Annotated in this window: 26 protein-coding genes; 19 read left to right on the top strand and 7 right to left on the bottom strand. The window is 60.6% G+C overall.

What is annotated here, in order from left to right:
- Nucleotides 1-3: 3 nt before the first annotated feature.
- Nucleotides 4-555 carry an NUDIX hydrolase gene (locus M0808_RS26715; protein ID WP_027610966.1) on the bottom strand — a complete coding sequence of 184 codons (552 nt, stop codon included), beginning with the start codon at nt 553-555 and terminating at the stop codon, nt 4-6.
- Between the two features lie 146 nt (nt 556-701).
- On the opposite strand from M0808_RS26715, the gene M0808_RS26710 reads away from it, so the two are divergent.
- The 5 genes from M0808_RS26710 (at nt 702) to purT (ending at nt 3,999) form a co-directional block, all read left to right on the top strand.
- Nucleotides 702-1,301 (top strand): CoA pyrophosphatase, encoded by a 600-nt coding sequence (locus M0808_RS26710; RefSeq protein ID WP_007967803.1) that lies wholly within the window; start codon nt 702-704, stop codon nt 1,299-1,301.
- Between the two features lie 47 nt (nt 1,302-1,348).
- Nucleotides 1,349-1,873 carry a gamma carbonic anhydrase family protein gene (locus tag M0808_RS26705; RefSeq protein WP_042606912.1) on the top strand — a complete coding sequence of 175 codons (525 nt, stop codon included), beginning with the start codon at nt 1,349-1,351 and terminating at the stop codon, nt 1,871-1,873.
- A complete protein-coding gene (locus M0808_RS26700; RefSeq protein ID WP_247843039.1) occupies nt 1,870-2,085 on the top strand; it encodes a DUF1289 domain-containing protein in 216 nt (71 codons plus the stop codon). Before M0808_RS26705 ends, M0808_RS26700 begins: the two co-directional genes overlap by 4 nt.
- A 165-nt stretch (nt 2,086-2,250) precedes the next feature.
- Nucleotides 2,251-2,718, top strand: coding sequence for a VUT family protein (locus M0808_RS26695; protein ID WP_007967799.1), 468 nt, complete (start codon nt 2,251-2,253; stop codon nt 2,716-2,718).
- A 99-nt stretch (nt 2,719-2,817) separates the two neighbouring features.
- A complete protein-coding gene (gene purT / locus M0808_RS26690; RefSeq protein ID WP_003221968.1) occupies nt 2,818-3,999 on the top strand; it encodes a formate-dependent phosphoribosylglycinamide formyltransferase in 1,182 nt (393 codons plus the stop codon).
- 105 nt (nt 4,000-4,104) lie between these two features.
- Here purT and M0808_RS26685 read toward each other — a convergent pair whose 3' ends face one another.
- The 3 genes from M0808_RS26685 to ccsA all read right to left on the bottom strand — a co-directional run bounded on the left by M0808_RS26685 (nt 4,105) and on the right by ccsA (nt 7,837).
- Nucleotides 4,105-5,421, bottom strand: coding sequence for an MFS transporter (locus tag M0808_RS26685; protein ID WP_247843038.1), 1,317 nt, complete (start codon nt 5,419-5,421; stop codon nt 4,105-4,107).
- A 358-nt stretch (nt 5,422-5,779) separates the two neighbouring features.
- Nucleotides 5,780-7,012, bottom strand: coding sequence for a transporter associated domain-containing protein (locus M0808_RS26680; RefSeq protein ID WP_247843037.1), 1,233 nt, complete (start codon nt 7,010-7,012; stop codon nt 5,780-5,782).
- A 12-nt stretch (nt 7,013-7,024) separates the two neighbouring features.
- Entirely contained in the window at nt 7,025-7,837 is an 813-nt protein-coding gene (gene ccsA, locus M0808_RS26675; protein ID WP_027610969.1) for a cytochrome c biogenesis protein CcsA, read from the bottom strand.
- Between the two features lie 195 nt (nt 7,838-8,032).
- Here ccsA and ffh point away from each other — a divergent pair, with 195 nt between their 5' ends.
- The 6 genes from ffh to M0808_RS26645 all read left to right on the top strand — a co-directional run bounded on the left by ffh (nt 8,033) and on the right by M0808_RS26645 (nt 12,175).
- Nucleotides 8,033-9,409, top strand: a complete 1,377-nt coding sequence (gene ffh / locus M0808_RS26670; protein ID WP_123464947.1) for a signal recognition particle protein — start codon at nt 8,033-8,035, stop codon at nt 9,407-9,409.
- A 261-nt stretch (nt 9,410-9,670) separates the two neighbouring features.
- Nucleotides 9,671-9,922 (top strand): 30S ribosomal protein S16, encoded by a 252-nt coding sequence (gene rpsP, locus M0808_RS26665; protein WP_003185073.1) that lies wholly within the window; start codon nt 9,671-9,673, stop codon nt 9,920-9,922.
- A gap of 5 nt (nt 9,923-9,927) precedes the next feature.
- Nucleotides 9,928-10,464 carry a ribosome maturation factor RimM gene (gene rimM, locus M0808_RS26660; RefSeq protein ID WP_003221979.1) on the top strand — a complete coding sequence of 179 codons (537 nt, stop codon included), beginning with the start codon at nt 9,928-9,930 and terminating at the stop codon, nt 10,462-10,464.
- A 3-nt stretch (nt 10,465-10,467) separates the two neighbouring features.
- Entirely contained in the window at nt 10,468-11,220 is a 753-nt protein-coding gene (gene trmD / locus M0808_RS26655) for a tRNA (guanosine(37)-N1)-methyltransferase TrmD (RefSeq protein ID WP_003221981.1), read from the top strand.
- Between the two features lie 45 nt (nt 11,221-11,265).
- Entirely contained in the window at nt 11,266-11,616 is a 351-nt protein-coding gene (gene rplS, locus M0808_RS26650) for a 50S ribosomal protein L19 (protein ID WP_003175895.1), read from the top strand.
- A 145-nt stretch (nt 11,617-11,761) separates the two neighbouring features.
- Nucleotides 11,762-12,175 (top strand): acyl-CoA thioesterase, encoded by a 414-nt coding sequence (locus tag M0808_RS26645; protein WP_007908981.1) that lies wholly within the window; start codon nt 11,762-11,764, stop codon nt 12,173-12,175.
- A gap of 100 nt (nt 12,176-12,275) precedes the next feature.
- Here M0808_RS26645 and M0808_RS26640 read toward each other — a convergent pair whose 3' ends face one another.
- Nucleotides 12,276-14,084, bottom strand: a complete 1,809-nt coding sequence (locus M0808_RS26640) for a sodium:proton antiporter (protein WP_247843036.1) — start codon at nt 14,082-14,084, stop codon at nt 12,276-12,278.
- Between the two features lie 108 nt (nt 14,085-14,192).
- Between M0808_RS26640 and xerD the strand changes: the two genes are divergently transcribed.
- The 7 genes from xerD to M0808_RS26605 all read left to right on the top strand — a co-directional run bounded on the left by xerD (nt 14,193) and on the right by M0808_RS26605 (nt 21,497).
- Nucleotides 14,193-15,089, top strand: a complete 897-nt coding sequence (gene xerD / locus M0808_RS26635) for a site-specific tyrosine recombinase XerD (protein ID WP_007967784.1) — start codon at nt 14,193-14,195, stop codon at nt 15,087-15,089.
- A 312-nt stretch (nt 15,090-15,401) separates the two neighbouring features.
- A complete protein-coding gene (gene dsbC, locus M0808_RS26630) occupies nt 15,402-16,133 on the top strand; it encodes a bifunctional protein-disulfide isomerase/oxidoreductase DsbC (RefSeq protein WP_007967782.1) in 732 nt (243 codons plus the stop codon).
- A 131-nt stretch (nt 16,134-16,264) separates the two neighbouring features.
- Nucleotides 16,265-17,569 carry a homoserine dehydrogenase gene (locus tag M0808_RS26625; RefSeq protein ID WP_007908972.1) on the top strand — a complete coding sequence of 435 codons (1,305 nt, stop codon included), beginning with the start codon at nt 16,265-16,267 and terminating at the stop codon, nt 17,567-17,569.
- Nucleotides 17,570-17,635: 66 nt separating this feature from the next.
- Nucleotides 17,636-19,045 carry a threonine synthase gene (thrC, locus tag M0808_RS26620; protein ID WP_027610971.1) on the top strand — a complete coding sequence of 470 codons (1,410 nt, stop codon included), beginning with the start codon at nt 17,636-17,638 and terminating at the stop codon, nt 19,043-19,045.
- A 119-nt stretch (nt 19,046-19,164) separates the two neighbouring features.
- Nucleotides 19,165-20,529 (top strand): transporter substrate-binding domain-containing protein, encoded by a 1,365-nt coding sequence (locus M0808_RS26615; protein ID WP_098967384.1) that lies wholly within the window; start codon nt 19,165-19,167, stop codon nt 20,527-20,529.
- 116 nt (nt 20,530-20,645) lie between these two features.
- A complete protein-coding gene (locus M0808_RS26610) occupies nt 20,646-21,053 on the top strand; it encodes a response regulator transcription factor (RefSeq protein ID WP_027610973.1) in 408 nt (135 codons plus the stop codon).
- Nucleotides 21,054-21,215: 162 nt separating this feature from the next.
- Nucleotides 21,216-21,497, top strand: a complete 282-nt coding sequence (locus M0808_RS26605) for a DUF3509 domain-containing protein (RefSeq protein WP_027610974.1) — start codon at nt 21,216-21,218, stop codon at nt 21,495-21,497.
- Nucleotides 21,498-21,672: 175 nt separating this feature from the next.
- Here M0808_RS26605 and M0808_RS26600 read toward each other — a convergent pair whose 3' ends face one another.
- A complete protein-coding gene (locus M0808_RS26600; protein WP_247843035.1) occupies nt 21,673-22,632 on the bottom strand; it encodes a TIGR02285 family protein in 960 nt (319 codons plus the stop codon).
- Entirely contained in the window at nt 22,580-23,779 is a 1,200-nt protein-coding gene (locus tag M0808_RS26595) for a CaiB/BaiF CoA-transferase family protein (protein WP_098967387.1), read from the bottom strand. Before M0808_RS26595 ends, M0808_RS26600 begins: the two co-directional genes overlap by 53 nt.
- A gap of 146 nt (nt 23,780-23,925) precedes the next feature.
- On the opposite strand from M0808_RS26595, the gene M0808_RS26590 reads away from it, so the two are divergent.
- Entirely contained in the window at nt 23,926-24,468 is a 543-nt protein-coding gene (locus M0808_RS26590; protein WP_003222001.1) for a YaeQ family protein, read from the top strand.
- Nucleotides 24,469-24,484 lie beyond the last annotated feature (16 nt).

Genomic DNA, 24,484 nt, shown 5'->3' with positions numbered 1-24,484 from the left:
CTTTTAGGTGATGGCAGGCTGCGTCAACGGCGGAATCGATTCGGAGCGAACCGGGTAGCTTTCGGCGCGGCGATCAGCGAAGAAGCATTCTAAGGTACGCCCCACCGTGCGAAAAGCCAGCTCGTCCCACGGGATGTCGGCTTCGTCGAATAGTTGCACTTCGAGGCTTTCGGGCCCGGCAGCAAAGTCCAGATCGGCCAGCTCGGCGCGGAAGAACACATGCACCTGACTGATGTGCGGCACGTCGATCAGCGTGTAGATGCTCAGATTACGCACCCGGGCGCAGGCTTCCTCGGCGGTTTCGCGGATCGCGGCTTGCTCGATGGTTTCGCCGTTTTCCATGAAACCGGCGGGCAGCGTCCAGTAACCGAGGCGTGGCTCGATGGCGCGGCGGCAGAGCAGCACTTTACTGCCCCAGGTCGCGACGCAACCGGCGACGATATTGGGGTTTTGATAGTGAATGGTCTGACAGCTGTCACAGACAAATCGCAGCCGCGAGTCGCCTTCGGGAATGCGCTGGGTCACCGGGTTGCCGCACTGGCTGCAAAATTTCATGCTGGGGTTCCTGAATGCTGCGCCTATCTTGGCGTGCAGCGGTGCCGGTCGGCAAGTTGTCGTTTCGCGACATGGCCCGGTCAGGGGCTTGGGCGGCTGCCATGATTGGTGCATGATGCAGGGTAAGGCACAGATCGAGAACACTCATGCTGGACGAGCTACTGCATAGGGTAAGCAACCACACACCGCGCACGCTGGAGACCGATAAACGTTTCCCCGAGGCCGCTGTTCTGGTGCCGATCACCCGCAGTGACGAACCCGAGCTGGTGCTGACGCTGCGCGCCAGCGGCCTCTCGACCCATGGCGGCGAGGTGGCCTTTCCCGGCGGTCGCCGCGACCCGGAAGACCCCGATCTGATCTTCACCGCTCTGCGCGAAGCCGAGGAAGAAATCGGCCTGCCACCGGGGCTGGTCGAGGTGATCGGCCCGCTCAGTCCGCTGATCTCCCTGCACGGCATCAAGGTCACTCCGTATGTCGGGGTGATCCCGGACTTCGTCGAATACCAGGCCAACGATGCCGAGATTGCCGCAGTCTTCAACGTGCCGCTGGAGTTCTTCCGCAAAGACCCGCGCGAACACACGCACCGTATCGACTACCAGGGGCGCAGCTGGTACGTGCCGAGTTATCGCTACGGCGAGTTCAAGATCTGGGGTTTGACCGCTATCATGATCGTCGAACTGATCAATCTGCTCTATGACGAACAGATCAGCCTGCATCATCCGCCCAAAAGCTATATCAACACCTGAAGCCATCGCTCGAATGGCCCGTCATCGTGAGCCCTGAGGAAAACAAGATGAAATACCGCCTGGGCGACGCCCGCGTCGAAACCCATCCACAGAGCTGGGTCGCGCCCAATGCCGTGCTGGTGGGCAAGGTCAGACTGGAAGAGGGCGCCAACGTCTGGTTCAACGCCGTATTGCGCGGCGACAACGAACTGATCCTGATCGGCAAGAACAGCAACGTCCAGGACGGCACGGTGATGCACACCGACATGGGCTATCCGCTGACCATCGGCACCGGCGTGACCATCGGTCACAACGCCATGCTGCATGGCTGCACCGTCGGCGACTACAGCCTGATCGGCATCAACGCGGTGATCCTCAACGGGGCGAAAATCGGCAAGAACTGCATCATCGGCGCCAATTCGCTGATCGGCGAAGGCAAGGAGATCCCCGATGGCTCGCTGGTGATGGGCTCGCCGGGCAAGGTCGTGCGTGAACTCACCGAGCCGCAGAAGAAAATGCTCGAAGCCAGCGCCGCGCACTATGTGCACAACTCGCAGCGCTATGCGCGTGACCTGGTAGAGCAGGAAGAATGAGTACGCCTGAAAGACCCGTTGCCTCGCCGTGCGTGAATATCTGCGCACTGGATGAAGACGATATTTGTACCGGTTGCCAGCGCACGGTCGAGGAGATTACGCGCTGGGGCCGCATGACCAATGACGAGCGGCGGGTGGTGCTGGGGTTGTGTCATGAGCGTGCGAAGGCGAGTGGGTTGGTGTGGATGGTTCCCGGAAAATCAGGCGCCTGACAGGCCGCCTTCGCGAGCAAGCCCGCTCCCACATTGGATTTGTGTTCACCTTCGATCAACTGTGGGAGCGGGCTTGCTCGCGAAGAGGCCAGGACAGTCGCTACTTCTTATTGGCCCAACTCAAAGCCTGAAGTAACCTGTGCGCCAATTTGACAGGTCGCCCCCATGATTTTCCTCATCGCCTACATCAGCAGCGTCGTGCTGATCAACTTCGCTTTCTCCACCGCGCCACACCTGGACATCATCTGGTCGGCCTGGGGCGGGTTGGTGTTCGTGTTGCGCGACATGGTGCAAACCCGTTTCGGCCACGGTGCGCTCGTGGCGATGCTGGCGGCGCTGGTGTTGTCCTACGTCACTTCCGATCCATCCATCGCGTTGGCCAGCGCCACGGCGTTCGCGGTGTCGGAAATCATCGACTGGCTGGTGTTCAGCGTCACCAAACGGCCGCTGCGCGACCGCCTGTGGATCAGCTCGGCGCTGAGCATTCCGCTCGATACCTTCATCTTTTTCGGCATGATCGACCTGATGACGCCACCGGTGATCATCACGGCACTGGTCTCGAAGTTCGCTGGCGTCACTGCCGTCTGGCTGATCATGGCCTGGCGCGAGCGCAAACAGGCTGTCGCCAGCTGAGCCAAACCCTGCGGTTCATGTAAAATGCCGCGCTTTCTCCCCATGGAAAGCGCGTCTGGCGTTGCTTTCCTCGATGATCCGCTTCTTTGAGGACCTGAGATGACCCGTATCGGAACTCCATTGTCGCCGACCGCGACCCGCGTATTGCTGTGTGGCTGTGGTGAGTTGGGCAAGGAAGTGGTGATCGAGCTGCAACGCCTGGGCGTTGAAGTGATTGCCGTCGACCGTTACGCCAACGCGCCGGCCATGCAAGTGGCGCACCGCAGCCACGTGATCAACATGCTCGACGGCGCCGCGCTGCGTGCAGTCATCGAAGCCGAGAAACCGCACTTCATCGTGCCGGAAATCGAAGCCATCGCCACCGCCACGCTGGTCGAGCTGGAAGCCGAAGGCTTCACCGTGATCCCGACGGCCCGCGCCGCGCAACTGACCATGAACCGCGAAGGCATCCGCCGTCTGGCCGCTGAAGAGCTGGACCTGCCAACCTCGCCGTACCACTTTGCCGACACCTTCGAGGACTACAGCAAAGCCGTTCAGGACCTGGGCTTCCCGTGCGTGGTCAAGCCAGTCATGAGCTCGTCGGGTAAAGGCCAGAGCCTGCTGCGCAGCGCCGATGATGTGCAGAAGGCCTGGGATTACGCGCAAGAGGGCGGTCGCGCCGGCAAAGGTCGGGTGATCATCGAAGGCTTCATCGATTTCGACTACGAAATCACTCTGCTGACCGTGCGCCACATCGGCGGCACTACGTTCTGCGCACCGGTCGGTCACCGTCAGGAGAAGGGCGACTATCAGGAATCCTGGCAGCCGCAGGCCATGAGCCCGATTGCTCTGGCTGAGTCCGAGCGCGTGGCCAAAGCCGTGACCGAGGCCTTGGGTGGTCGCGGTCTGTTCGGCGTCGAGCTGTTCATCAAGGGTGATCAAGTGTGGTTCAGCGAAGTCTCGCCACGCCCGCATGACACCGGTCTGGTGACCCTGATTTCTCAGGATCTGTCGCAGTTCGCCTTGCACGCGCGCGCCATTCTCGGTCTGCCGGTGCCGCTGATCCGTCAGTTCGGCCCTTCGGCTTCGGCAGTGATTCTGGTGGAAGGGCAGTCGACCCAGACCGCGTTCGCCAACCTTGGCGCAGCGCTGAGCGAGCCGGATACGGCGTTGCGTCTGTTCGGCAAGCCTGAAGTCAATGGTCAGCGCCGGATGGGCGTGGCGTTGGCGCGGGATGAGTCGATTGAGGCAGCGCGTGCCAAGGCGACCCGGGCTGCTCAGGCTGTTGTTGTAGAGCTGTAAACCGAGGCGCGGCATTCGCGAGCAAGCCCGCTCCCACATTGGATCTGTGGCGTACACAAAACCAATTGTGGGAGCGAGCTTGCTCGCGAAGCTTTTGATCTTCTGTCAGGCAACCTGATTCAGATCGTTATTGCGCGTTTCCTTCAGGCACAGCACAGCAATCAGGCTGAGCACCGCTGCCGCCGACACATACCCGCCGACATAACTCAAACCACCCATTGCCACCAGTTTCTGCGCGAAGAACGGAGCCGCCGAGGCGCCGACGATCCCGCCGAGGTTGTAAGCGGCCGATGCGCCGGTATAGCGCACGTGCGTCGGAAACAGTTCCGGCAACAGCGCGCCCATCGGGGCAAACGTCACGCCCATCAGGAACAGCTCGATGCACAGGAACAGCGCCACGCCCCAGGTCGAACCTTGCGTCAGCAGCGGCTCCATCAGGAATCCGGACAGGATCGCCAGTACACCGCCGACGATCAGCACCGGTTTGCGCCCGTAACGGTCGCTGGCCCAGGCGGACAACGGCGTTGCGGCGGCCATGAACAGCACGGCAAAACACAGCAGTCCAAGAAACGTTTCACGGCTATAGCCGAGGGTGGACACGCCGTAGCTCAGGGAAAACACCGTCGAGATATAAAACAGCGCATAGCACACCACCATGGCCGCTGCGCCAAGCAGGGTTGGCGCCCAGTATTGGCTGAACAGCTCGACCAGCGGCACTTTCACCCGTTCCTGACGAGCAATGGCGTTGGCGAATACTGGCGTTTCATGGAGCTTGAGGCGCACGTACAGGCCGACCATCACCAACACCGCACTGAGCAGAAACGGTATCCGCCAGCCCCAGCTGCGGAACTGCTCGTCATCGAGGGTCATGGCCAGGGTCAGGAACAGGCCATTGGCTGCAAGAAAGCCGATTGACGGGCCAAGCTGCGGGAACATGCCGAACCACGCCCGTTTGCCCTTGGGCGCATTCTCCGTGGCCAGCAACGCCGCGCCACCCCATTCGCCACCCAATCCCAAACCCTGACCGAAACGCAGCACACACAACAGAATCGGTGCCCAGGCGCCAATGCTGGCGTAACCCGGCAGCACGCCGATCAGCGTGGTGCACACGCCCATCAGCAAGAGCGAGGCGACCAGTGTCGACTTGCGCCCGATGCGGTCACCGAAATGGCCGAACAGCGCCGAACCCAGCGGTCGGGCGAGGAAGGCGATGCCGAAGGTGAGAAACGCCGAAAGCATCTGCGCGGTGCCGGACGTCTGCGGAAAGAACACCGGCCCGATAACCAGCGCGGCGGCCGTGGCGTAAACGTAGAAGTCGTAGAACTCGATGGCGGTGCCGATGAAACTCGCCGTCGCCACGCGGGTGGCGGAGTTGGTCGGCTGGGCAGGCGCGGTGGCGCTGTAAGCGGTACTGGTCGTCATGCGGTGATCCCTGACAGTCATGAGCTCCGTTGGAGCGAATTATTATGGTTGAACACCCAGGGATGTGGGATGAGACGCGAGCGCTGTTTCGAGTAGGAACAGTCGTCGGGGTGGCGCGGAAAATTACCGAAACCGTTGGCGTGCGGGGTAAGCACAGGGCTCGGCGGCGCTTGGGTAAGCGGCTCGATTATAGGAAGGGGGCTAACAATCAAACAAGAGCAAAAGATCGCAGCGGATTGACGTCGATTGATCTTCCTGTGGCGAGGGAGCTTGCTCCCGCTGGGTTGCGAAGCGACCCCAACACATTTACGGCCGCTGCGCGCCCGAGCGGGAGCAAGCTCCCTCGCCACAAAAGCGCTTAAACCTTGGCAGGCACCGCGCTCGTATGCCAGATCAGCACCTTGCTCACCCGGTTGTCCTCGGTCTCGAGAATCTCCAGCCGATAACGCCCGATCTTCAGACACACCGCGCTGTCCGGAATGGTCTCCAGCGCTTCGGTCACCAGTCCGTTGAGGGTTTTCGGGCCGTCGCTCGGCAAATGCCAGCCCAGGCATTTGTTCAACTCGCGGATCGACGCGGTGCCGTCGATCACCATGCGCCCGTCGGGCTGCGGATGGATGTGCGGGTTGTCGAGGCTGTGCTCGCTTTCGAATTCGCCGACGATTTCTTCGAGAATGTCTTCCAGAGTGACGATGCCCAGCACTTCGCCGTACTCGTCCACCACCATGCCCAAGCGGCGCTGCTGCTTGTGGAAGTTCAGCAGTTGCAGTTGCAGCGGGGTGCTTTCCGGAACGAAGTACGGCTCGTAGCTGGCGGCCAGCAGCGCTTCGCGGGTCAGCTGGCCATCGTTGAGCAGATGGCGGATCTGCCGGGTGTTGAGCACCGCTTCGACCTGATTGATGTCGCTATGGAACACCGGCAGGCGCGTGCGCTTGTTGTGGCGCAGTTGTTCGATGATCTCTTCGATCGAGTCGTCGAGGTTGATGCCGTCGACATCGCTGCGTGGCACCAGAATGTCGTTGACCGTGATGTTGTCCAGCGCATGGATGCCTGAGACCGGGTGGGTGCGAGACGGGTGTTCCGGATCGTTATCAGGGTCGGCAGGTTCTTCGTCTTCACTTTGCTGCACCACCTGGGGTTTGCGCGCGAAGGGGCGCAGCAGCAGACCGCTGATGCGGCTCAGCAGCCACGCCAGCGGGTAAAGAATCTTCAGCGGAACCGCCAGCAGGGTATTACCGAACGACAGCACCGCATCCGGGTAGCGCTGGGCCACGGTGCGCGGAAAGTAATCGGCAAACACCAGCAATACGGCGCCGGCGACGAGGCAGGCGGCCCACGGGCCGTTCTCCTCGCAAAGGAAGATCGCCAGCAGCGTGGCAATGATTACCGCGAGGGCGCGGCACAGGGTGTTGCACAGGATCAGACTGTCGAGGGGGAAGCTCAGCTTCGCCAGCGGTTTATCGCTGGCGCGCGAGGCGGTGCGTTGCGCGAGCAAGTGCTGCTGCGCGATTTCGACGGCGGTAAACAGCCCCGACCATAAAATCAGCAGGACAAATACCGCGAGCATCGGCCCTATGGGCAAACCGTCCATTTATGCCGCCCGTCAGATGTGCAGGATGTATTCACGAACCAGTTTGCTGCCGAAATACGCCAACATCAGCAGGCAGAAACCGGCGAGAGTCCAGCGAATCGCCTTGTGGCCACGCCAGCCGAGGCGATTGCGGCCCCACAGCAGCACGCTGAACACGATCCAGGCCAGGCACGCCAGCAGGGTCTTGTGCACCAGATGCTGGGCGAACAGGTTCTCGACGAACAGCCAGCCGGAGATCAGCGACAGCGACAGCAGCGTCCAGCCAGCCCAGAGGAAGCCGAACAACAGGCTTTCCATGGTTTGCAGCGGCGGGAAGTTCTTGATCAGGCCAGACGGGTGCTTGTGCTTGAGCTGGTGATCCTGCACCAACAGCAGCAAGGCCTGGAACACCGCGATGGTGAACATGCCGTAGGCGAGGATCGACAGCAGGATGTGGGCGAGGATGCCCGGCTCTTCGTCGATGATCTGCACCGTGCCGGCCGGGGCGAACTGCGCCAGCAACACCGTGGCCGCGCCGAGCGGGAACAGCAGCACCAAGAGGTTTTCCACCGGGATCCGCGAGCAGGCCAGCAGCGTCAGGGCGATGACGGCCGCGGCGATCAGGCTGGCGGCGCTGAAGAAGTCCAGGCCCAGGCCGATCGGCGTCAGCAGGTGAGTGAGCAGGCTGGCGCTGTGGGCGAGCACGGCGAGGATGCCGAGCGTAACCAGCAGGCGCTTGTTCGCCTTGGCGCCGGAGGCCAGGCGTGTGCCCTGATAAAGGGTCGCAGCGGCATAAAGAAGCGCGGCGGCGATGGTAGTCAGCAAACTGGGTGACAAGGGGAGCATAAATCCTGTTAGGCAGGCCCGAAAGGCGCTGAGTTTGGCATAGAACCGCCACACCACGAAAGTGCGAGGTGTCCGCCCGACGCAGTCTTCGCTATAATCCGCGACCTGCCCACGCCGCAGGCTCGCCGAGCACATGTTGAATCCGGTCTGGGCCGCCATTATCCCGGTCTACACAGGGCCTGAAAGGATCGCGCAATGTTTGAAAACTTAACCGACCGTCTCTCGCAGACGCTGCGCCATGTCACCGGCAAGGCGAAGCTGACTGAAGACAATATCAAAGACACCCTGCGCGAAGTGCGCATGGCGTTGCTCGAAGCCGACGTCGCCCTGCCGGTGGTCAAGGACTTCGTCAATTCGGTCAAGGAGCGCGCTGTCGGCACCGAGGTGTCGCGCAGCCTGACGCCGGGCCAGGCCTTCGTGAAGATCGTCCAGGCCGAACTCGAAAGCCTGATGGGCGCGGCCAACGAAGACTTGAACCTGAGCGCCGTGCCGCCCGCCGTCATTCTGATGGCCGGTCTGCAGGGTGCCGGTAAAACCACCACGGCCGGCAAACTGGCGCGCTTCCTTAAAGAGCGCAAGAAGAAGTCGGTGATGGTCGTGTCGGCGGACGTTTACCGTCCGGCTGCGATCAAACAGCTGGAAACCCTGGCCAACGACATCGGTGTGACGTTCTTCCCGTCCGATCTGAGCCAGAAGCCGGTCGACATCGCCAGCGCGGCTATTAAAGAAGCAAAACTGAAATTCATCGACGTGGTCATCGTCGACACCGCCGGTCGTCTGCACATCGACGAAGAGATGATGGGCGAGATCAAGGCGCTGCACGCCGCGATCAACCCGGTGGAAACCCTGTTCGTGGTTGACGCCATGACCGGTCAGGACGCGGCCAACACGGCCAAGGCCTTCGGTGATGCGCTGCCGCTGACCGGTGTGATCCTGACCAAGGTCGACGGCGATGCCCGTGGCGGTGCCGCGCTGTCGGTGCGCGCAATCACCGGCAAGCCGATCAAGTTCATCGGTATGGGCGAGAAGAGCGAAGCGCTCGATCCGTTCCACCCTGAGCGTATCGCTTCGCGGATCCTCGGCATGGGCGACGTGCTCAGCCTGATCGAACAGGCTGAGGCGACCCTCGACAAGGACAAGGCCGACAAACTGGCCAAGAAGCTGAAGAAGGGCAAGGGCTTCGACCTCGAAGACTTCCGCGATCAGCTGCAACAGATGAAGAACATGGGCGGCCTCGGCGGCCTCATGGACAAGCTGCCGAGCATCGGCGGCGTCAACCTGTCGCAAATGGGCAATGCCCAGAACGCGGCAGAGAAGCAGTTCAAGCAGATGGAAGCCATCATCAACTCCATGACCCCGGCCGAGCGCCGCGACCCTGAGCTGATCAGCGGTTCGCGCAAGCGCCGGATCGCCATGGGTTCCGGCACTCAGGTGCAGGACATCGGCCGCTTGATCAAGCAGCACAAGCAGATGCAGAAGATGATGAAGAAATTCACCGCCAAAGGCGGAATGGCGAAAATGATGCGCGGCATGGGCGGTATGTTGCCCGGCGGCGGCATGCCGAAAATGTGATTCAGGACACCATGACTTCGCCGGTCGTCGCACCGGCGCAGACCCTGCAAGGACGCAGGATCAACAGCAAACCCGCACTCGGCGGGAGCTGACTGGCCGTTTTCATCGACGGCTCTATATGCAAATCCGCACGGCATGCCATAGGCGCCGGAAAAAGTCATTTGCAAAAGTCCGGATATTCCTTAGAATATGCGGCCTTTCGGGCACCCATGCCCGCTGTGCATTTAGATTTGCAGCACCGACTACAGGAACGATGTTCACATGCTAACAATCCGTCTTGCCCTTGGCGGCTCCAAAAAGCGCCCGTTTTACCACCTGACCGTAACCGACTCGCGTAACCCGCGTGACGGCTCCCACAAAGAACAGGTTGGCTTCTTCAACCCTGTTGCCCGTGGTCAGGAAATCCGTCTGTCCGTGAACCAAGAGCGCGTAGCCTACTGGCTGAGCGTTGGTGCACAGCCTTCTGAGCGTGTTGCTCAGTTGCTGAAGGAATCTGCCAAGGCTGCAGCCTGAGCAGTATGAGCGCGACGCCAGAAAAAGCTGATGACCTGATCGTTGTCGGCAAGATTTTTTCGGTTCACGGCGTTCGCGGCGAGGTGAAGGTTTTTTCCTTTACCGATCCGATTGAAAACCTGTTGGACTACCGCAACTGGACGCTTCGGCGCGAAGGCGTGGTGAAACAGGTCGAGCTGGTCAGCGGCCGATCCACTCAAAAGGATCTGGTTGCCAAGCTCAAAGGCCTCGACGATCGCGATGAAGCCCGTCTTCTGAGCGGTTACGAGATTTGCATCTCGCGAAGCCTTTTGCCCAACCTGACAGGCGACGAGTACTACTGGTACCAGTTGCAGGGTCTGAGCGTCATCAACCAGGACGAGCAATTGTTCGGCAAGGTTGATCACCTGTTGGAGACCGGCGCGAACGATGTATTGGTGGTCAAGCCCTGCGCGGGCAGCCTGGATGATCGCGAGCGGTTGTTGCCCTACACAGAGCAATGCGTGCTGGCAATCGACCTGGATGCAGGCGTGATGCGGGTGGAATGGGACGCGGACTTCTAAGCAATGGCCAGCCTGCGCGTAGACGTCATTACGCTGTTCCCCGAGATGTTCTCGGCCATCAGTGAGTACGGCATTACCAGTCGTGCGGTCAAACAGGGGCTGTTGCAGCTGACCTGTTGGAATCCGCGGGATTACACGACGGATCGGCATCACACTGTGGACGATCGCCCGTTTGGCGGTGGTCCGGGCATGGTGATGAAGATCAAGCCCCTGGAAGATGCTCTGGTTCAGGCCAAGGCAGCAGCCGGGGAGGCGGCGAAGGTGATTTACCTGTCCCCCCAAGGCCGTCAACTGACTCAGTCGGCGGTACGCGAGTTGGCAAAATCGGATGCATTGATCCTGATTGCCGGCCGCTATGAAGGCATTGACGAGCGCTTTATTGAGGCTCATGTCGATGAAGAGTGGTCGATTGGTGACTATGTACTGTCTGGCGGCGAGCTGCCGGCCATGGTCATGATCGATGCGGTTACACGACTGCTGCCCGGAGCTTTAGGGCATGCGGATTCCGCTGAGGAAGATTCCTTTACGGATGGTCTGCTGGATTGCCCGCACTACACCCGACCTGAGGTGTATGCGGATCAGCGTGTTCCCGACGTGTTGCTAAGTGGCAATCACGCGCATATCCGGCGTTGGCGTTTACAGCAGTCCCTTGGTAGGACCTATGAACGACGCGCCGATCTTCTGGAAAGCCGCTCGCTTTCTGGAGAAGAGAAGAAGCTGCTCGAGGAATACATCCGCGAGCGGGACGATAGTTAACAACGTATCGATGGTAGATCAGTTGATTTACCTTAGGAGCACAGCATGACCAACAAAATCATCCTTGCACTCGAAGCAGAGCAGATGACCAAAGAAATCCCTACCTTTGCCCCAGGCGACACCATTGTCGTTCAGGTGAAAGTGAAGGAAGGCGATCGTTCCCGTCTGCAAGCGTTCGAAGGCGTTGTCATCGCCAAGCGTAACCGCGGCGTGAACAGTGCGTTCACCGTTCGTAAAATCTCCAACGGTGTTGGCGTAGAACGTACTTTCCAGACCTACTCCCCGCAGATCGACAGCATGGCTGTTAAACGTCGCGGTGACGTACGTAAAGCCAAGCTGTACTACCTGCGCGACCTGTCGGGTAAAGCAGCTCGCATCAAGGAAAAACTGGCTTAAGTCCAGCTTCCGATGCAGAAAAAAGCAGCCTACGGGCTGCTTTTTTGTTGCCTGCAATAAACTGCACCCACTGTAGGAGCTGCCGAAGGCTGCGATCTTTTGATCTTGCTTGTGTTTCGGGAGCCAGAAATCAGAGCCATTCTTCATGACCACCCGTGACCAGGAAATCCAGCGCCGTACCGAACTCTCGGTAACCCGCGTGACCAAAGCCGTCTTCCCGCCGACCACCAACCACCACAACACCCTGTTCGGCGGCACCGCGCTGGCGTGGATGGACGAAGTGTCGTTCATCACCGCCACGCGCTTCTGCCGCCTGCCGCTGGTGACTGTTTCAACCGACCGCATCGACTTCAACCACGCGATCCCGGCCGGCTCCATCGTCGAACTGGTCGGTAAAGTGATCAAGGTCGGCAATACCAGCCTCAAGGTCGAGGTGGAAGTGTTTGTCGAGAGCATGAGTTGTGATGGCCGCGAGAAGGCGATTCATGGGCAGTTCAGCTTTGTCGCTATTGATGATGACAAGCGGCCGGTGCCGGTGCTGCCTGGGTTTGCAGCCTGATCTGAAACCGAGTTGCGGCCTTCGCGAGCAAGCTCGCTCCCACAGGTTTTGTGTTCACCCCGGACACTGTGGGAGCGGGCTTGCTCGCGAATTCGTCAGATCAGGCGCCGCTGCTCTCAGGCTGGATCAACGCCAGCAACGTCCACCCGGATCCCGGTTTCAAAGCAGTCTCCGGCGTCACCACATGCACCCAGCCACTGTCATCGCGCATGAACAGCAGCGTCGCCCGATTGCCATGCAATGCCTGGTAATCCTCCCAACCGAAACCGTCCGTCAGCGTTGTGCTGTAGACCTCGGCGCGGTTGCTGATCAGGCTGGCCAGCTTGGCGTAGGTCAGCGCCTCGCTCCCCAGCTGATTGCCGCGATGTTCCAGGCTTGCCCGATGCTTGTCACTGCGACGACTTTCCTGACCACTGGCCAGACCAAACAGGCGTTGATGACCAAAGTCGTGTCGAAAACGCATCGCCGCCAGGGTGTTCAGTTCGCCCGACGGCGATAGCGCCAGCAGATGCCCCAGCCCCACCAGATCAAGATGCGCATCGGCATGCTGTGAAGCCGGGTTGCCAAAGTACGTCGGCAAACCCTCCATGCGCGCCGCACGAATATTCTCCCAGCTCGAATCGGTCAACAGTACGCGGCTGCCCAGTTGCTGCAATGACTTGCCCAGCAACCGCGCCGGGCCGTTGGCGCCGACGATCAGGAAGCCGCTCGGCGCCGGTTCGGCGACGTTAAGCAAACGTGCCAGTGGTCGAGCGGTTGCACTTTGCAGCACCACGGTGCCGATGATCACCGCGAAAGTCAGCGGCACCAGCAGCAGCGCACCTTCGTGCCCGGCTTGATCCAGACGAATCGCGAAAATCGCCGACACCGCCGCCGCCACGATCCCGCGCGGGGCGATCCAGCACAGCAGGGCGCGTTCACGCCAGCTCAGGCTGGAGCCGGCAGTGCTCAACAGCACGTTCAGCGGGCGCGCGATCAGTTGAATCACCAGCAGCAGAATCAGCACCAACGGCCCGAGGCCGATCAAGGCATGCAGGTCCAGCCGCGCCGCGAGCAGGATGAACAACCCGGAAATCAGCAGCACGCTGAGATTTTCCTTGAAGTGCAGGATATGCCGCACATCCACGCCCTTCATGTTCGCCAGCCACATGCCCATCAGCGTCACCGCGAGTAGGCCGGACTCGTGCATCACCTGATTGGATGCAATGAAGATCCCCAACACCGCCGCCAGCGAGGCGAGGTTATGCAGGTATTCCGGCAACCACTGGCGCCGGATGATGGTGCCCAGCACCCAGCCGCCGACCACCCCGAATACGCTGCCGCAGACAATCACGCCGCCGAAGGTCAACAGGCTCTGTTCGAGGCCGTTGCCCTCGGAGCGGGCGATGATGAAGCTGTAGACCACCACCGCGAGCAGGGCGCCGATCGGGTCGATGACGATGCCTTCCCAGCGCAGGATGTTGGCGATCGAGGCTTTCGGCCGCACCACCCGCAGCATCGGCACGATCACCGTCGGGCCGGTCACCAGCGTCAGGCTGCCGAACAGGATCGCCAGCAGCCAGTCGAAGCCGAGCAAAAAATGGGTGGCGACGGCAATCACCACCCAGGTCGTGAACGCGCCGATTGTCACCAGCCGATGCACGACGCTGCCGATCTCGCGCCATTCCGACAGGTGCAGGGTCAGACTGCCCTCAAACAGGATCAACGCTACCGCCAGCGACACCAGCGGCATCAGCAACGGGCCGAACATTTCCTGCGGGTCGAGCCAGCCCAGCACCGGCCCGGCGAGAATCCCGGTCAGCAACAGAAACAGAATCGCCGGCAGCTTCAGGCGCCACGCCAGCCACTGGCAACCCAACGCAGCGACGCCGATCCCGCCAAATGCCAAGAGAATTTGCTGCTCGTTCATTGAAGCTCCCTGTTCCTTGAAATTGCGGGCTATGAAAGACTAGCGGCCATTCCTACAGTTCACTCTACATTTGCGCACAGCCCCGGAGGTTGTGTGCCTTGAGCGCCCATGCCTGCCATCGACCATCCACTGATTGACCAATTCCTCGACGCCCTGTGGCTGGAAAAAGGCCTGTCCGACAACACCCGTGGCGCCTACCGCAGCGATCTGGCGCTGTTCAACGGCTGGCTGCAGGAGAAAAACCTCGAGCTGATCAATGCCGGTCGCGAGTTGATCCTTGATCACCTGTCCTGGCGCCTGGAGCAGAACTACAAACCGCGTTCCACCGCCAGATTTCTTTCCGGTGTGCGTGGCTTTTATCGCTATTTGCTGCGGGAGAAGCTGATTACGGTCGATCCGACCTTGCGCGTCGACATGCCGCAACTGGGTCGGCCTTTACCCAAATCATTGTCGGAAGCCGACGTCGAAGCGCTGCTCAAGGCGCCGGATCTGAGCGAAGCCATCGGCCAGCGTGACCGCGCCATGCTTGAGGTGCTGTACGCCTGTGGTCTGCGCGTGACCGAACTGGTCAGCCTGACGCTGGAGCAGGTCAACCTGCGTCAGGGCGTGCTGCGGGTGATGGGCAAGGGCAGCAAGGAGCGGCTGGTGCCGATGGGCGAGGAGGCGATTGTCTGGGTCGAGCGCTATATGCGCGATGGTCGCAGCGAGCTGCTCGGCGGGCGCCCCAGCGATGTACTGTTCCCCAGCCAGCGCGGCGAGCAAATGACCCGTCAGACCTTCTGGCACCGGATCAAGCATTGGGCCAAGGTCGCCGGGATCGGCAAATCGCTGTCGCCGCACACCTTGCGTCACGCCTTCGCCACGCACCTGCTCAACCACGGCGCCGATCTGCGGGTGGTGCAGATGTTGCTCGGGCACAGTGATCTGTCGACCACGCAGATCTACACCCATGTGGCCCGCGCGCGCTTGCAGGACCTCCATGCCAAACACCACCCAAGAGGCTGATGCAACCTTCAATGTTGGAGTCATTACCTGTGGCGAGGGGATTCATCCCCGACGGGCTGCGCAGCAGCCCCAAAAACTTTGCGTTCAATAAAATTCCAAAGTATCCATTTACGACCGCAGCGCCTGCATCGGGGATAAATCCCCTCACCACAATAATGTGTGCCAGTCAGCCTTGAGTGTCTTGTGTCAGGCGCATTCGGCCATGCGAGCCTTATGTGGTAGGCTTTGCCGGTTTGCACGATGGACGGTTATGACCCGGTGTTCCGGCACGGGCGTTCTGACCGTTTCATTTGTCCGCCTTCAGGAGTTCTCATGCGTCTGACCCAGATTTTCGCCGCCGCAGCCATTGCGTTGGTCAGCACCTTTGCCGTCGCCGATGACGCGGCCGACAAAGCCATTCGTCAAAGCCTGGAAAAACTCGAACTCGAGGTTCCGGTAGAAAGCATCAGCGCCAGCCCGTTGCCGGGCATGTATGAAGTCAAGCTCAAGGGCAGCCGCGTGCTGTACGCCAGCGCCGACGGCCAATACATCGTTCAGGGCTACCTGTTCCAGCTCAAGGACGGCAAACCGGTCAACCTGACCGAGAAGACCGAACGCCTGGGCATCTCCAAACTGATCAATGCCATTCCAGTGGCCGAAACCGTGGTTTACCCAGCCGTGGGCGAGACCAAATCGCACATCACCGTGTTCACCGACACCACCTGCCCGTACTGCCACAAGCTGCACGCCGAAGTGCCTGAGCTGAACAAGCGCGGCATCGAAGTGCGCTACGTGGCGTTCCCGCGTCAGGGCCTCGGCTCGCCGGGTGACGAGCAGTTGCAAGCCGTGTGGTGCTCGACCGACAAGAAAGCCGCCATGGACAAAATGGTCGATGGTAAGGAAATCAAGGCCGCCAAGTGCGCGAACCCGGTTTCCAAACAGTTCGCTTTGGGTCAGTCGATTGGCGTGAACGGCACACCGGCTATCGTTTTGGCCGACGGACAGGTCATTCCGGGCTACCAGCCGGCGCCACAAGTCGCCAAACTGGCGCTGGGCGCCAAGTAATTCGCATCGTCACGGTCAGCCTTTGACGATCATGGTCCGGCGGTAACTTCGCCGGGCCATTAATAGAGAGCCGCGAACACGCGGTTGTTTTCCGGCCGACCTTGCGTCGGCCGTTTCATGGGGAGTTCACAGTGAATCCGGTCAAAGTAGGCATCTGTGGGTTAGGGACCGTCGGTGGCGGTACCTTCAACGTACTTCAGCGCAACGCCGAGGAAATTGCTCGTCGTGCCGGGCGTGGGATCGAAGTGGCACAAATTGCCATGCGCACGCCAAAGCCTCAGTTCCAGACGACCGGTATTGCGATTACCAACGATGTCTTCGAAGTGGCCACGAACCCTGAGATCGACATCGTCATAGAGCTGATGGGCGGCTACACCGTTGCCCGCGAGCTGGTACTCAAGGCCATCGAGAATGGCAAGCATGTGGTCACCGCGAACAAGGCACTGATCGCCGTTCACGGTAATGAAATTTTCGCCAAGGCACGCGAGAAAGGCGTGATCGTGGCGTTCGAAGCGGCCGTGGCCGGTGGCATTCCGGTGATCAAGGCGATCCGTGAAGGCCTGTCCGCCAACCGCATCAACTGGGTCGCCGGGATCATCAACGGTACCGGCAACTTCATCCTCACCGAAATGCGCGAGAAGGGTCGCACCTTCGAAGACGTGCTGGCCGAAGCGCAAGCGCTGGGCTACGCCGAAGCCGATCCGACCTTCGACGTCGAAGGCATCGACGCCGCGCACAAGCTGACGATTCTGGCCTCCATCGCGTTCGGCATTCCGCTGCAATTCGACAAGGCCTACACCGAAGGCATCACCAAGCTGACCACCGCTGACGTGAATTACGCCGAAGCGCTGGGCTACCGCATCAAGCACCTCGGTGTGGCGCGCAGCACCGCTGCCGGCATCGAGCTGCGCGTACACCCGACGCTGATCCCGGCCGATCGCCTGATCGCCAACGTCAACGGCGTGATGAACGCCGTGATGGTCAACGGTGACGCTGCCGGTTCGACGCTGTTCTACGGCGCTGGTGCTGGCATGGAGCCAACCGCTTCGTCGGTGATCGCCGACCTGGTGGACGTGGTTCGCGCCATGACGTCCGATCCGGAAAACCGCGTGCCGCACCTGGCCTTCCAGCCGGACTCGTTGTCGGCGCATCCGATCCTGCCGATCGAAGCCTGCGAAAGCGCCTACTACCTGCGCATCCAGGCCAAGGACCATCCGGGCGTACTGGCTCAGGTGGCGAGCATCCTCTCGGAGCGCGGCATCAACATCGAGTCGATCATGCAGAAGGAAGTCGAGGAACACGACGGTCTGGTACCGATGATCCTGCTGACCCACCGCGTGGTCGAGCAGCGTATCAACGATGCGATCGCCGCCCTCGAAGCCCTGGCCGGCGTGAATGGTCCGGTTGTACGGATCCGCGTCGAGCACCTGAACTAAGTCGTTGTCCTGCAATGGCCCCGTGAAAGGGGCCACTGTTGTGCACACTCTCCATTGGAGTCAGTCATGCGTTACATCAGTACCCGCGGCCAGGCACCGGCCCTGAATTTCGAAGACGTCCTGCTGGCCGGTCTGGCCACTGACGGCGGTCTGTACGTCCCGGAAAACCTGCCACGTTTCACCCAGGAAGAAATCGCTTCCTGGGCCGGCCTGCCGTATCACGAGCTGGCCTTCCGCGTGATGCGCCCGTTTGTCACCGGCAGCATTCCTGACGCCGATTTCAAAAAGATCCTCGAAGAAACCTACGGTGTGTTCTCGCACAGCGCCGTTGCGCCGCTGCGTCAGCTCAACGGCAACGAGTGGGTGCTCGAGCTGTTCCACGGCCCGACCCTGGCGTTCAAGGACTTCGCCCTGCAACTGCTCGGTCGTCTGCTCGATTACGTGCTGGAAAAGCGCGGCGAGCGCGTGGTCATCGTCGGTGCCACCTCGGGTGACACCGGTTCGGCCGCCATCGAAGGCTGCAAGCACTGCGAAAACGTCGACATCTTCATCCTGCACCCGCACAACCGCGTGTCCGAAGTGCAGCGTCGGCAGATGACGACGATTGTCGGCGAGAACATCCACAACATCGCCATCGAAGGCAACTTCGATGACTGCCAGGAAATGGTCAAGAACAGCTTCGCCGACCAGAGCTTCCTCAAGGGCACGCGTCTGGTGGCGGTGAACTCGATCAACTGGGCGCGGATCATGGCCCAGATCGTCTACTACTTCCACGCAGCCCTGCAGTTGGGCGGCCCGGCGCGTTCGGTGGCGTTCTCGGTGCCGACCGGCAACTTCGGCGACATCTTCGCCGGTTACCTGGCGCGCAACATGGGCCTGCCGATCAACCAGTTGATCGTCGCGACCAACCGCAACGACATCCTGCACCGCTTCATGAGCGGCAACCAGTACGTCAAGGAAACCCTGCACGCCACGCTGTCGCCGTCGATGGACATCATGGTTTCGTCGAACTTCGAACGCCTGCTGTTCGACCTGCACGGTCGTAACGGCGCGGCGATTGCCGGGCTGATGGATTCGTTCAAGCAGGGCGGTGGTTTCAGCGTCGAGCAAGAGCGCTGGACCGAAGCCCGCAAGCTGTTCGACTCGCTGGCCGTGGATGACGCGCAAACCTGCGAAACCATCGCCGAAGTCTACGCGCAATGCGGCGAAGTGCTGGACCCGCACACCGCCATCGGCGTCAAGGCCGCGCGCGAATGCCGCCGCAGCCTGGACATCCCGATGGTGATCCTGGGTACCGCACATCCGGTGAAATTCCCGGATGCCGTGGAGAAAGCGGGTGTAGGAAAAGCTCTCGAACTGCCTGCACATCTTTCTGATTTGTTTGAGCGAAACGAGCGCTGCACCGTTCTGCCAAACGAGCTGAAAGCCGTACAGGCCTTTGTCAGCCAGCACGGCAACCGCGGCAAGCCGCTGTAAGCCGAAAAAGCTGTCACATTTTGAAGCCCGTCTCCTGACGGGCTTTTTTGTTTCTGCTGCCACACTGCTCGGGTTTTCGCCCATGAAGGACGGGTGAGTCGATCACGAAGGAAGTGGCAATGCTGTTTGAAAGAGGATGGAAACACGCCCTGAAGCGGGTTTTTCTGTTGTGCCTGTTGGTTGGCTGGCGCGTGGGCGTTGCGGCGCATCTGGCGCATGATGAAGAGCAGTTGAACATCGGCACCGTTGTGCTGAGTGAAGCCGAGCGGCAATGGGTTCGCGATAACCCGACGGTGATCGTGGCGGCGGAGCAGTACCCGTTGTACCTGTTTCTGGATGAGCATGGTCATTGGAGCGGCTTGAACAATGATGTGCTCAAACGCATCAGCGCCATGACCGGGTTGCAATTCGTTTACCGGGAGTCGTTTTCCACCGCGCAGATGCTCGAACGCCTGGAAACCGGTGCCGCAGACATGAGCACGACCCTGGCGATGAATGATGAGCGCCGGTTGAGCCTGGATTTCAGTCATGCCTTTGGCGGTGCCGGCTGGGTATTTGTCGGCCGCGCCAGCGAGCCTGGAGTGCAATCGCTGGAGCAGTTGGCCAAACGGGTGCTGGTGTTGCCGGGTCGGCATGCGCTGGAGGGGGTGATCCGACGCGATTATCCGTCCATCGAATTACGTTCGGTGAAAACCTATGCCGAGGCACGGGCGCTGGTCGAAAGCGGTGAGGCCTATGCCACCATCGAAAACGAAATCGGTGCGCAGCTCTATCCCTCAGGCTTGCTGAAGGTTGGCGAATTGCTGGAGGGAAAATGGGAGGCGGATCTTCTGGCCGTGCGCAAGGGGCAGCCGCAATTGCTGAGCATCCTGAACAAGGCGCTTGAAGCGTTCCCGGCTTCCGAACTGCGGGCCATTCGCCTGAACTGGCTGGGCGGCATCGGGCCGAAACCAGCTGCTGCGGGCTGGCAACACTGGTCGCGTTTGGGCTACTGGGGTGTGTTTGTGGTGGGGGCTTTTTGTGGGTTGTCGCTGTTATGGCATCGGCGAATGGCGGCGCTGATCAAACAGCATCGAGACGTGCAAAGCCAGCTCGGTGATCAATTGGTCTTCCAGCGCGCGCTGATAGACGCCATGCCTGACCCGGTGTTCGTTCGCGACCTGGAAGGGCGTCTGATCCTCTGTAACAAAAGCTACGAAGAGGCGTTGTCGATCCGCTTTGAGCAGGTGCAGGGGTGTCGCTTGATCGACGTCGATGCCCTGCCGCGTGCCACCGCCGGCATGCTGCATGAGGAGTTCATGATTCAGCTGAGAACCCGCCGAACCCGCTTCAGCAGACGTCGCCTGCAATTCAAGCAGGGTAATCGCGACATCTATCAATGGACGGTGCCGTTTTACTGTGCCAGTGGGGAGTTGCGAGGCCTGCTCGGCGGGTGGACGGACATCACCCGGCGTGATGCGGCAACGACGGGACATCCGCATTGATATAGGGAAATTTCCTATATCACGCGTTTCCTTTTCCGATGGGGGACTGAAGGAGGCTGCCCTAAAGTGGGCAGCAACTGCGGACGAGTCCGCGATTGCCGTTTCAGAGGTCGTCCATGCGCTCGCTCAAAGTACTGATTCTCGAACCCGATCCTTATCGAATGATGGCGTTGCACCAGATGCTCAATGCGGTCGGTATCTACGACGTGCTGACAGCGCCGTCGCTGGCGTCCGCAAAGTGCTCGCTGGAGCGCCGCACCCGGGTCGACATAGCGATTTGCGATCCGCAACTGCGCGGCGGAGAGGGCCTGGCGCTGATCCGTCATCTGGTGGCCGGGCGGGAAGCGCGGGCGCTTATCCTGCTGGGGCGTGTGGCACCCGGCCTGCTGAGTGATCTCGAAAGCCTGCTGCACCAGCAGGAGCTGAAACTCCTGGGGCGTTTGCAAACGCCGGTCTCGGCGGTGCTGATGCGCGGGCTGCTGGACAGCTACCTGCAAGCGGCAGCCCATCCGGCGGGGGCTTGAGCCGATGGTTATGTTTCTGTCATCTTCACCGTGCATGCTCTGACAGACCGCTAACTGCTCCGGGAGCAGCGCGGTATTCAGAACTTTCTTCTCGGGCCGGTGGTCATTTATTGTGAACACGCCCCAGGCACAATGTTTTCGGACTATTGAGTGGAGATCGAGATGGAAAGTATCAGTCTATTGCTCGGTGAGGCTCTGAGCCCGTATCAGGTGACGTTGACTCCGTGTGGCGCCCATGGCGAATGCCTGGTGACGCTGAAGAACAGCAACGGCGCCCTCGTGGTGGAGCGCGAATTCAATCAGGCGCAGTTGAGCGACAAACGCCTGCTGACAGATGTGGTTGACGGTTTGCACCGTGACGTCCTGATCGCCGAAGGGCGGCTGGAGCCCTGTGTGATTGCGGCCTTGCGCAATGCGGCGCTGGATAAGCGTGCGGCCCTGTAAAGATGAAATATTTTTTGTGGGAACCTTCCTGCATCCCCGTCAGTCAGACCCCATAACAGCAGGATCAAGCATTGTGCTCCGGTGCTTGTCGCTTGCTGCTACGGGTCTTTAAGCAGACCGCGTTTAACCCCGAGTTGTCTCCCCACTGCTCGGGGTTTCTTTTTGCCCGCAGGTTTTACTGCGTGGCCTGTTGCTCGAAAAAAATCCGCGCCTGTTGCAGATAATCCGTGCGCATTTCGGGGTCCAGCCAGTCGGCATACGACTGGTTCAGTTGCTCGTGGGGCAGGGTACGCAGCAGTTGGTTGATCTCACTGATCGCCTGACGGCCCTGAGGAGTATCGGAACACCCGACAAAGCCAGACAGATACTTGCCGGTGCCGCGAATCGGAAAGAACACCAGTTCGTCTTCGGCAATTTGCGCCTGCTGCGCCTGATAGCGGATCTCCGGCCAGTAACCCAGCACCACTTGCAGACGCCCCAGGCGCTGCATCGACAGCAGGCTGCTCAGGGCGTCGTTGCCATAATGCGGCGTCAACGCACTGCCGGGAGCCTGCTTGAGCAGACTGTCGAGATACTCGCCGTAACTGCGTTCCGCGACAACTCCGACCTTGATCTCGCCATTGGCCAGAAATGCCGGCAGATCGACTTCACCGTCGATCAGGTACGGCGCCAGTACGTCGCGATCTTTCTGACGCACCACCAGGCCATTACTGACAGCGCGAAACGCCGGGATAGAGAAAGTGATCCATTGCGTGCGCTCCTTGCTCCAGATCAGCGACGGATCGCAGGTGAAGGACGGCTCGTGCAGCATCTGCATGCCGCGGGCGCGATTGACCCGCATCAGCGTGTGTTCGTATTGCGGCATGCCGGCGATCAGCATCGGCATCAGTTGATCGATGACGCCCTGGCCCTTTTTCGGGCCTTCGAAGATGGTCAGGGGCGGCAGGTCGCGCAGCAACCAGACCAGCGTGGGTTTCGCTTGCGCCCAGGCGGGCAGGGCGAGCAGAAACAACAGGCCGAACAGCCGCCACGTCCACCAGTGGTGGGCGCGGTTGGCGTCCGATGTCTGCCGATGTTTCAGCTTAGATAGCTCCGTCTGCGCGCAACCGGGCGATCTGCTGTTCGTCGTAGCCAAGATCGTGCAGTACCTGCGCATTGTGTTCACCGAGTTGCGGTCCGACCCATTCGGAAGTACCCGGTGTCTCGGAGAGTTTCGGCACAATGCCCGGCATCTTGAAAGGCTTGCCGTCCGGCAGCTTCGCCTGCAGGAACATTTCCCGGGCGAGGTACTGCGGATCGCTGAACATGTCCTCGGCACTGAAGATCCGGCTGGCCGGCACTTCCGCCTGATTGAGCAGGTCGAGCACGCTTTGCAGCGGCAGCGAATTGACCCAGCGGTCGATCACGCCATACAACTCGTCGCGGCGACTGTCGCGCCCGTCGTTACTCGCCAGTGTCGGGTCGTTGGCCAGATCCTCGCGGCCGATGATCAGCATGAAGCGCTTGAAGATTGCGTCGCCATTGGCACCGATCTGCACATGCTTGCCGTCGGCGCTGGTATGGATCGATGACGGTGTGATGCCCGGCATGATGTTGCCCGTGCGCTCGCGGATGAAGCCGAACACGTCGAACTCCGGCACCATGCTTTCCATCATGGCGAAAATCGCCTCGTACAACGCGACATCGACCACTTGGCCGAGACCGCCGTTGACCTCGCGGTGACGCAGCGCCATCAGCGCGCCGATCACGCCCCACAACGCGGCAATCGAATCACCGATGGAGATTCCGGTGCGCACCGGGGGCCGGTCGTCGAAGCCGGTGATGTAGCGCAAACCGCCCATGGACTCGCCGACCGCGCCGAAGCCCGGTTGATCCTTCATCGGCCCGGTCTGGCCGAACCCCGAGAGGCGCACCATCACCAGTTTCGGATTCAGCGCGTGCAGGGTTTCCCAGCTCAGCCCGAGTTTTTCCAGCACACCGGGGCGAAAGTTTTCGATCAGGATGTCGGCTTCGCCCAGCAGTTTTTTCAGGATCGCCAGGCCCTCGGGGTGCTTGAGGTTCAGGGTCAGCGACTTCTTGTTGCGCGCCTGGACGAACCACCACAGCGAGGTGCCTTCATACAATTTGCGCCACTTGCGCAGCGGATCACCGCCGTCGGGCGATTCGATCTTGATCACTTCGGCGCCGAACTCGCCGCAAATGCGCGAGGCAAACGGCCCGGCAATCAACGTACCCAATTCAATGACTTTCACACCGCTGAGCGGTTTGTTGGCGAACGGCATACTGAATCCTGTAGGACAAGGCTGAGCGGATACAGCGTTTTAACATAGCCGGCTGTCAGACGCCGCAGGTTGATCGCCATCAATTCGATGATTGCCTACGGCATCGGTTAGACTTGCCGACTTTCCTCGTATCAAGAAGCCCGTTCATGGCCCAGCCGTCTACCACGTACAAATTCGAACTGAACCTCACTGACCTCGACCGCAGCGTCTACGAGAGCGTCAAGCAGACCATCGCCCGTCACCCTTCGGAAACCGAAGAGCGCATGACCGTGCGGCTGCTGGCCTACGCCCTCTGGTACAACGAACTGCTGTCGTTTGGCCGTGGTCTGTCGGACGTGGATGAACCTGCGCTGTGGGAAAAAAGCCTGGATGACCGCGTTCTGCACTGGATCGAAGTTGGTCAGCCAGACGCCGATCGTCTGACCTGGTGCTCGCGTCGCACCGAACGCACCAGCCTGCTGGCCTATGGCAGTCTGCGCGTGTGGGAAGGCAAAGTGGTGCCGGTGGCGAAGAACCTGAAAAACGTCAACATCGCCGCCGTGCCGCAGGAAGTACTGGAAACCCTGGCCAAGGACATGCCGCGCGTCATCAAGTGGGACGTGATGATCAGCGAAGGCACGATCTTCGTCACTGACGACCGTGGTCAGCACGAAGTCCAGCTGGAATGGCTGGCCGGTGAACGCGGCTGATCCTGCGCCGCTTACT

Source organism: Pseudomonas sp. MWU12-3103b, from assembly GCF_023100615.1.
Taxonomy (GTDB): domain Bacteria; phylum Pseudomonadota; class Gammaproteobacteria; order Pseudomonadales; family Pseudomonadaceae; genus Aquipseudomonas; species Aquipseudomonas putida_A.
This window is presented reverse-complemented; position numbering and strand designations above follow the sequence as displayed.

What these genes read in the sequence shown, in the direction of transcription:
- M0808_RS26610 (WP_027610973.1), top strand. Translation starts at nt 20,646, where the DNA reads ATGCGCTCGCTCAAAGTACTGATTCTCGAACCCGATCCTTATCGAATG.
- rpsP (WP_003185073.1), top strand. Translation starts at nt 9,671, where the DNA reads ATGCTAACAATCCGTCTTGCCCTTGGCGGCTCCAAAAAGCGCCCGTTT.
- M0808_RS26685 (WP_247843038.1), bottom strand. Translation starts at nt 5,421, where the DNA reads ATGACGACCAGTACCGCTTACAGCGCCACCGCGCCTGCCCAGCCGACC.
- thrC (WP_027610971.1), top strand. Translation starts at nt 17,636, where the DNA reads ATGCGTTACATCAGTACCCGCGGCCAGGCACCGGCCCTGAATTTCGAA.
- purT (WP_003221968.1), top strand. Translation starts at nt 2,818, where the DNA reads ATGACCCGTATCGGAACTCCATTGTCGCCGACCGCGACCCGCGTATTG.
- M0808_RS26695 (WP_007967799.1), top strand. Translation starts at nt 2,251, where the DNA reads ATGATTTTCCTCATCGCCTACATCAGCAGCGTCGTGCTGATCAACTTC.
- M0808_RS26590 (WP_003222001.1), top strand. Translation starts at nt 23,926, where the DNA reads ATGGCCCAGCCGTCTACCACGTACAAATTCGAACTGAACCTCACTGAC.
- xerD (WP_007967784.1), top strand. Translation starts at nt 14,193, where the DNA reads ATGCCTGCCATCGACCATCCACTGATTGACCAATTCCTCGACGCCCTG.
- rimM (WP_003221979.1), top strand. Translation starts at nt 9,928, where the DNA reads ATGAGCGCGACGCCAGAAAAAGCTGATGACCTGATCGTTGTCGGCAAG.
- M0808_RS26710 (WP_007967803.1), top strand. Translation starts at nt 702, where the DNA reads ATGCTGGACGAGCTACTGCATAGGGTAAGCAACCACACACCGCGCACG.
- M0808_RS26605 (WP_027610974.1), top strand. Translation starts at nt 21,216, where the DNA reads ATGGAAAGTATCAGTCTATTGCTCGGTGAGGCTCTGAGCCCGTATCAG.
- M0808_RS26645 (WP_007908981.1), top strand. Translation starts at nt 11,762, where the DNA reads ATGACCACCCGTGACCAGGAAATCCAGCGCCGTACCGAACTCTCGGTA.
- M0808_RS26595 (WP_098967387.1), bottom strand. Translation starts at nt 23,779, where the DNA reads ATGCCGTTCGCCAACAAACCGCTCAGCGGTGTGAAAGTCATTGAATTG.
- M0808_RS26680 (WP_247843037.1), bottom strand. Translation starts at nt 7,012, where the DNA reads ATGGACGGTTTGCCCATAGGGCCGATGCTCGCGGTATTTGTCCTGCTG.
- M0808_RS26700 (WP_247843039.1), top strand. Translation starts at nt 1,870, where the DNA reads ATGAGTACGCCTGAAAGACCCGTTGCCTCGCCGTGCGTGAATATCTGC.
- M0808_RS26640 (WP_247843036.1), bottom strand. Translation starts at nt 14,084, where the DNA reads ATGAACGAGCAGCAAATTCTCTTGGCATTTGGCGGGATCGGCGTCGCT.
- dsbC (WP_007967782.1), top strand. Translation starts at nt 15,402, where the DNA reads ATGCGTCTGACCCAGATTTTCGCCGCCGCAGCCATTGCGTTGGTCAGC.
- ffh (WP_123464947.1), top strand. Translation starts at nt 8,033, where the DNA reads ATGTTTGAAAACTTAACCGACCGTCTCTCGCAGACGCTGCGCCATGTC.
- M0808_RS26705 (WP_042606912.1), top strand. Translation starts at nt 1,349, where the DNA reads ATGAAATACCGCCTGGGCGACGCCCGCGTCGAAACCCATCCACAGAGC.
- M0808_RS26615 (WP_098967384.1), top strand. Translation starts at nt 19,165, where the DNA reads ATGCTGTTTGAAAGAGGATGGAAACACGCCCTGAAGCGGGTTTTTCTG.
- M0808_RS26715 (WP_027610966.1), bottom strand. Translation starts at nt 555, where the DNA reads ATGAAATTTTGCAGCCAGTGCGGCAACCCGGTGACCCAGCGCATTCCC.
- trmD (WP_003221981.1), top strand. Translation starts at nt 10,468, where the DNA reads ATGGCCAGCCTGCGCGTAGACGTCATTACGCTGTTCCCCGAGATGTTC.
- ccsA (WP_027610969.1), bottom strand. Translation starts at nt 7,837, where the DNA reads ATGCTCCCCTTGTCACCCAGTTTGCTGACTACCATCGCCGCCGCGCTT.
- rplS (WP_003175895.1), top strand. Translation starts at nt 11,266, where the DNA reads ATGACCAACAAAATCATCCTTGCACTCGAAGCAGAGCAGATGACCAAA.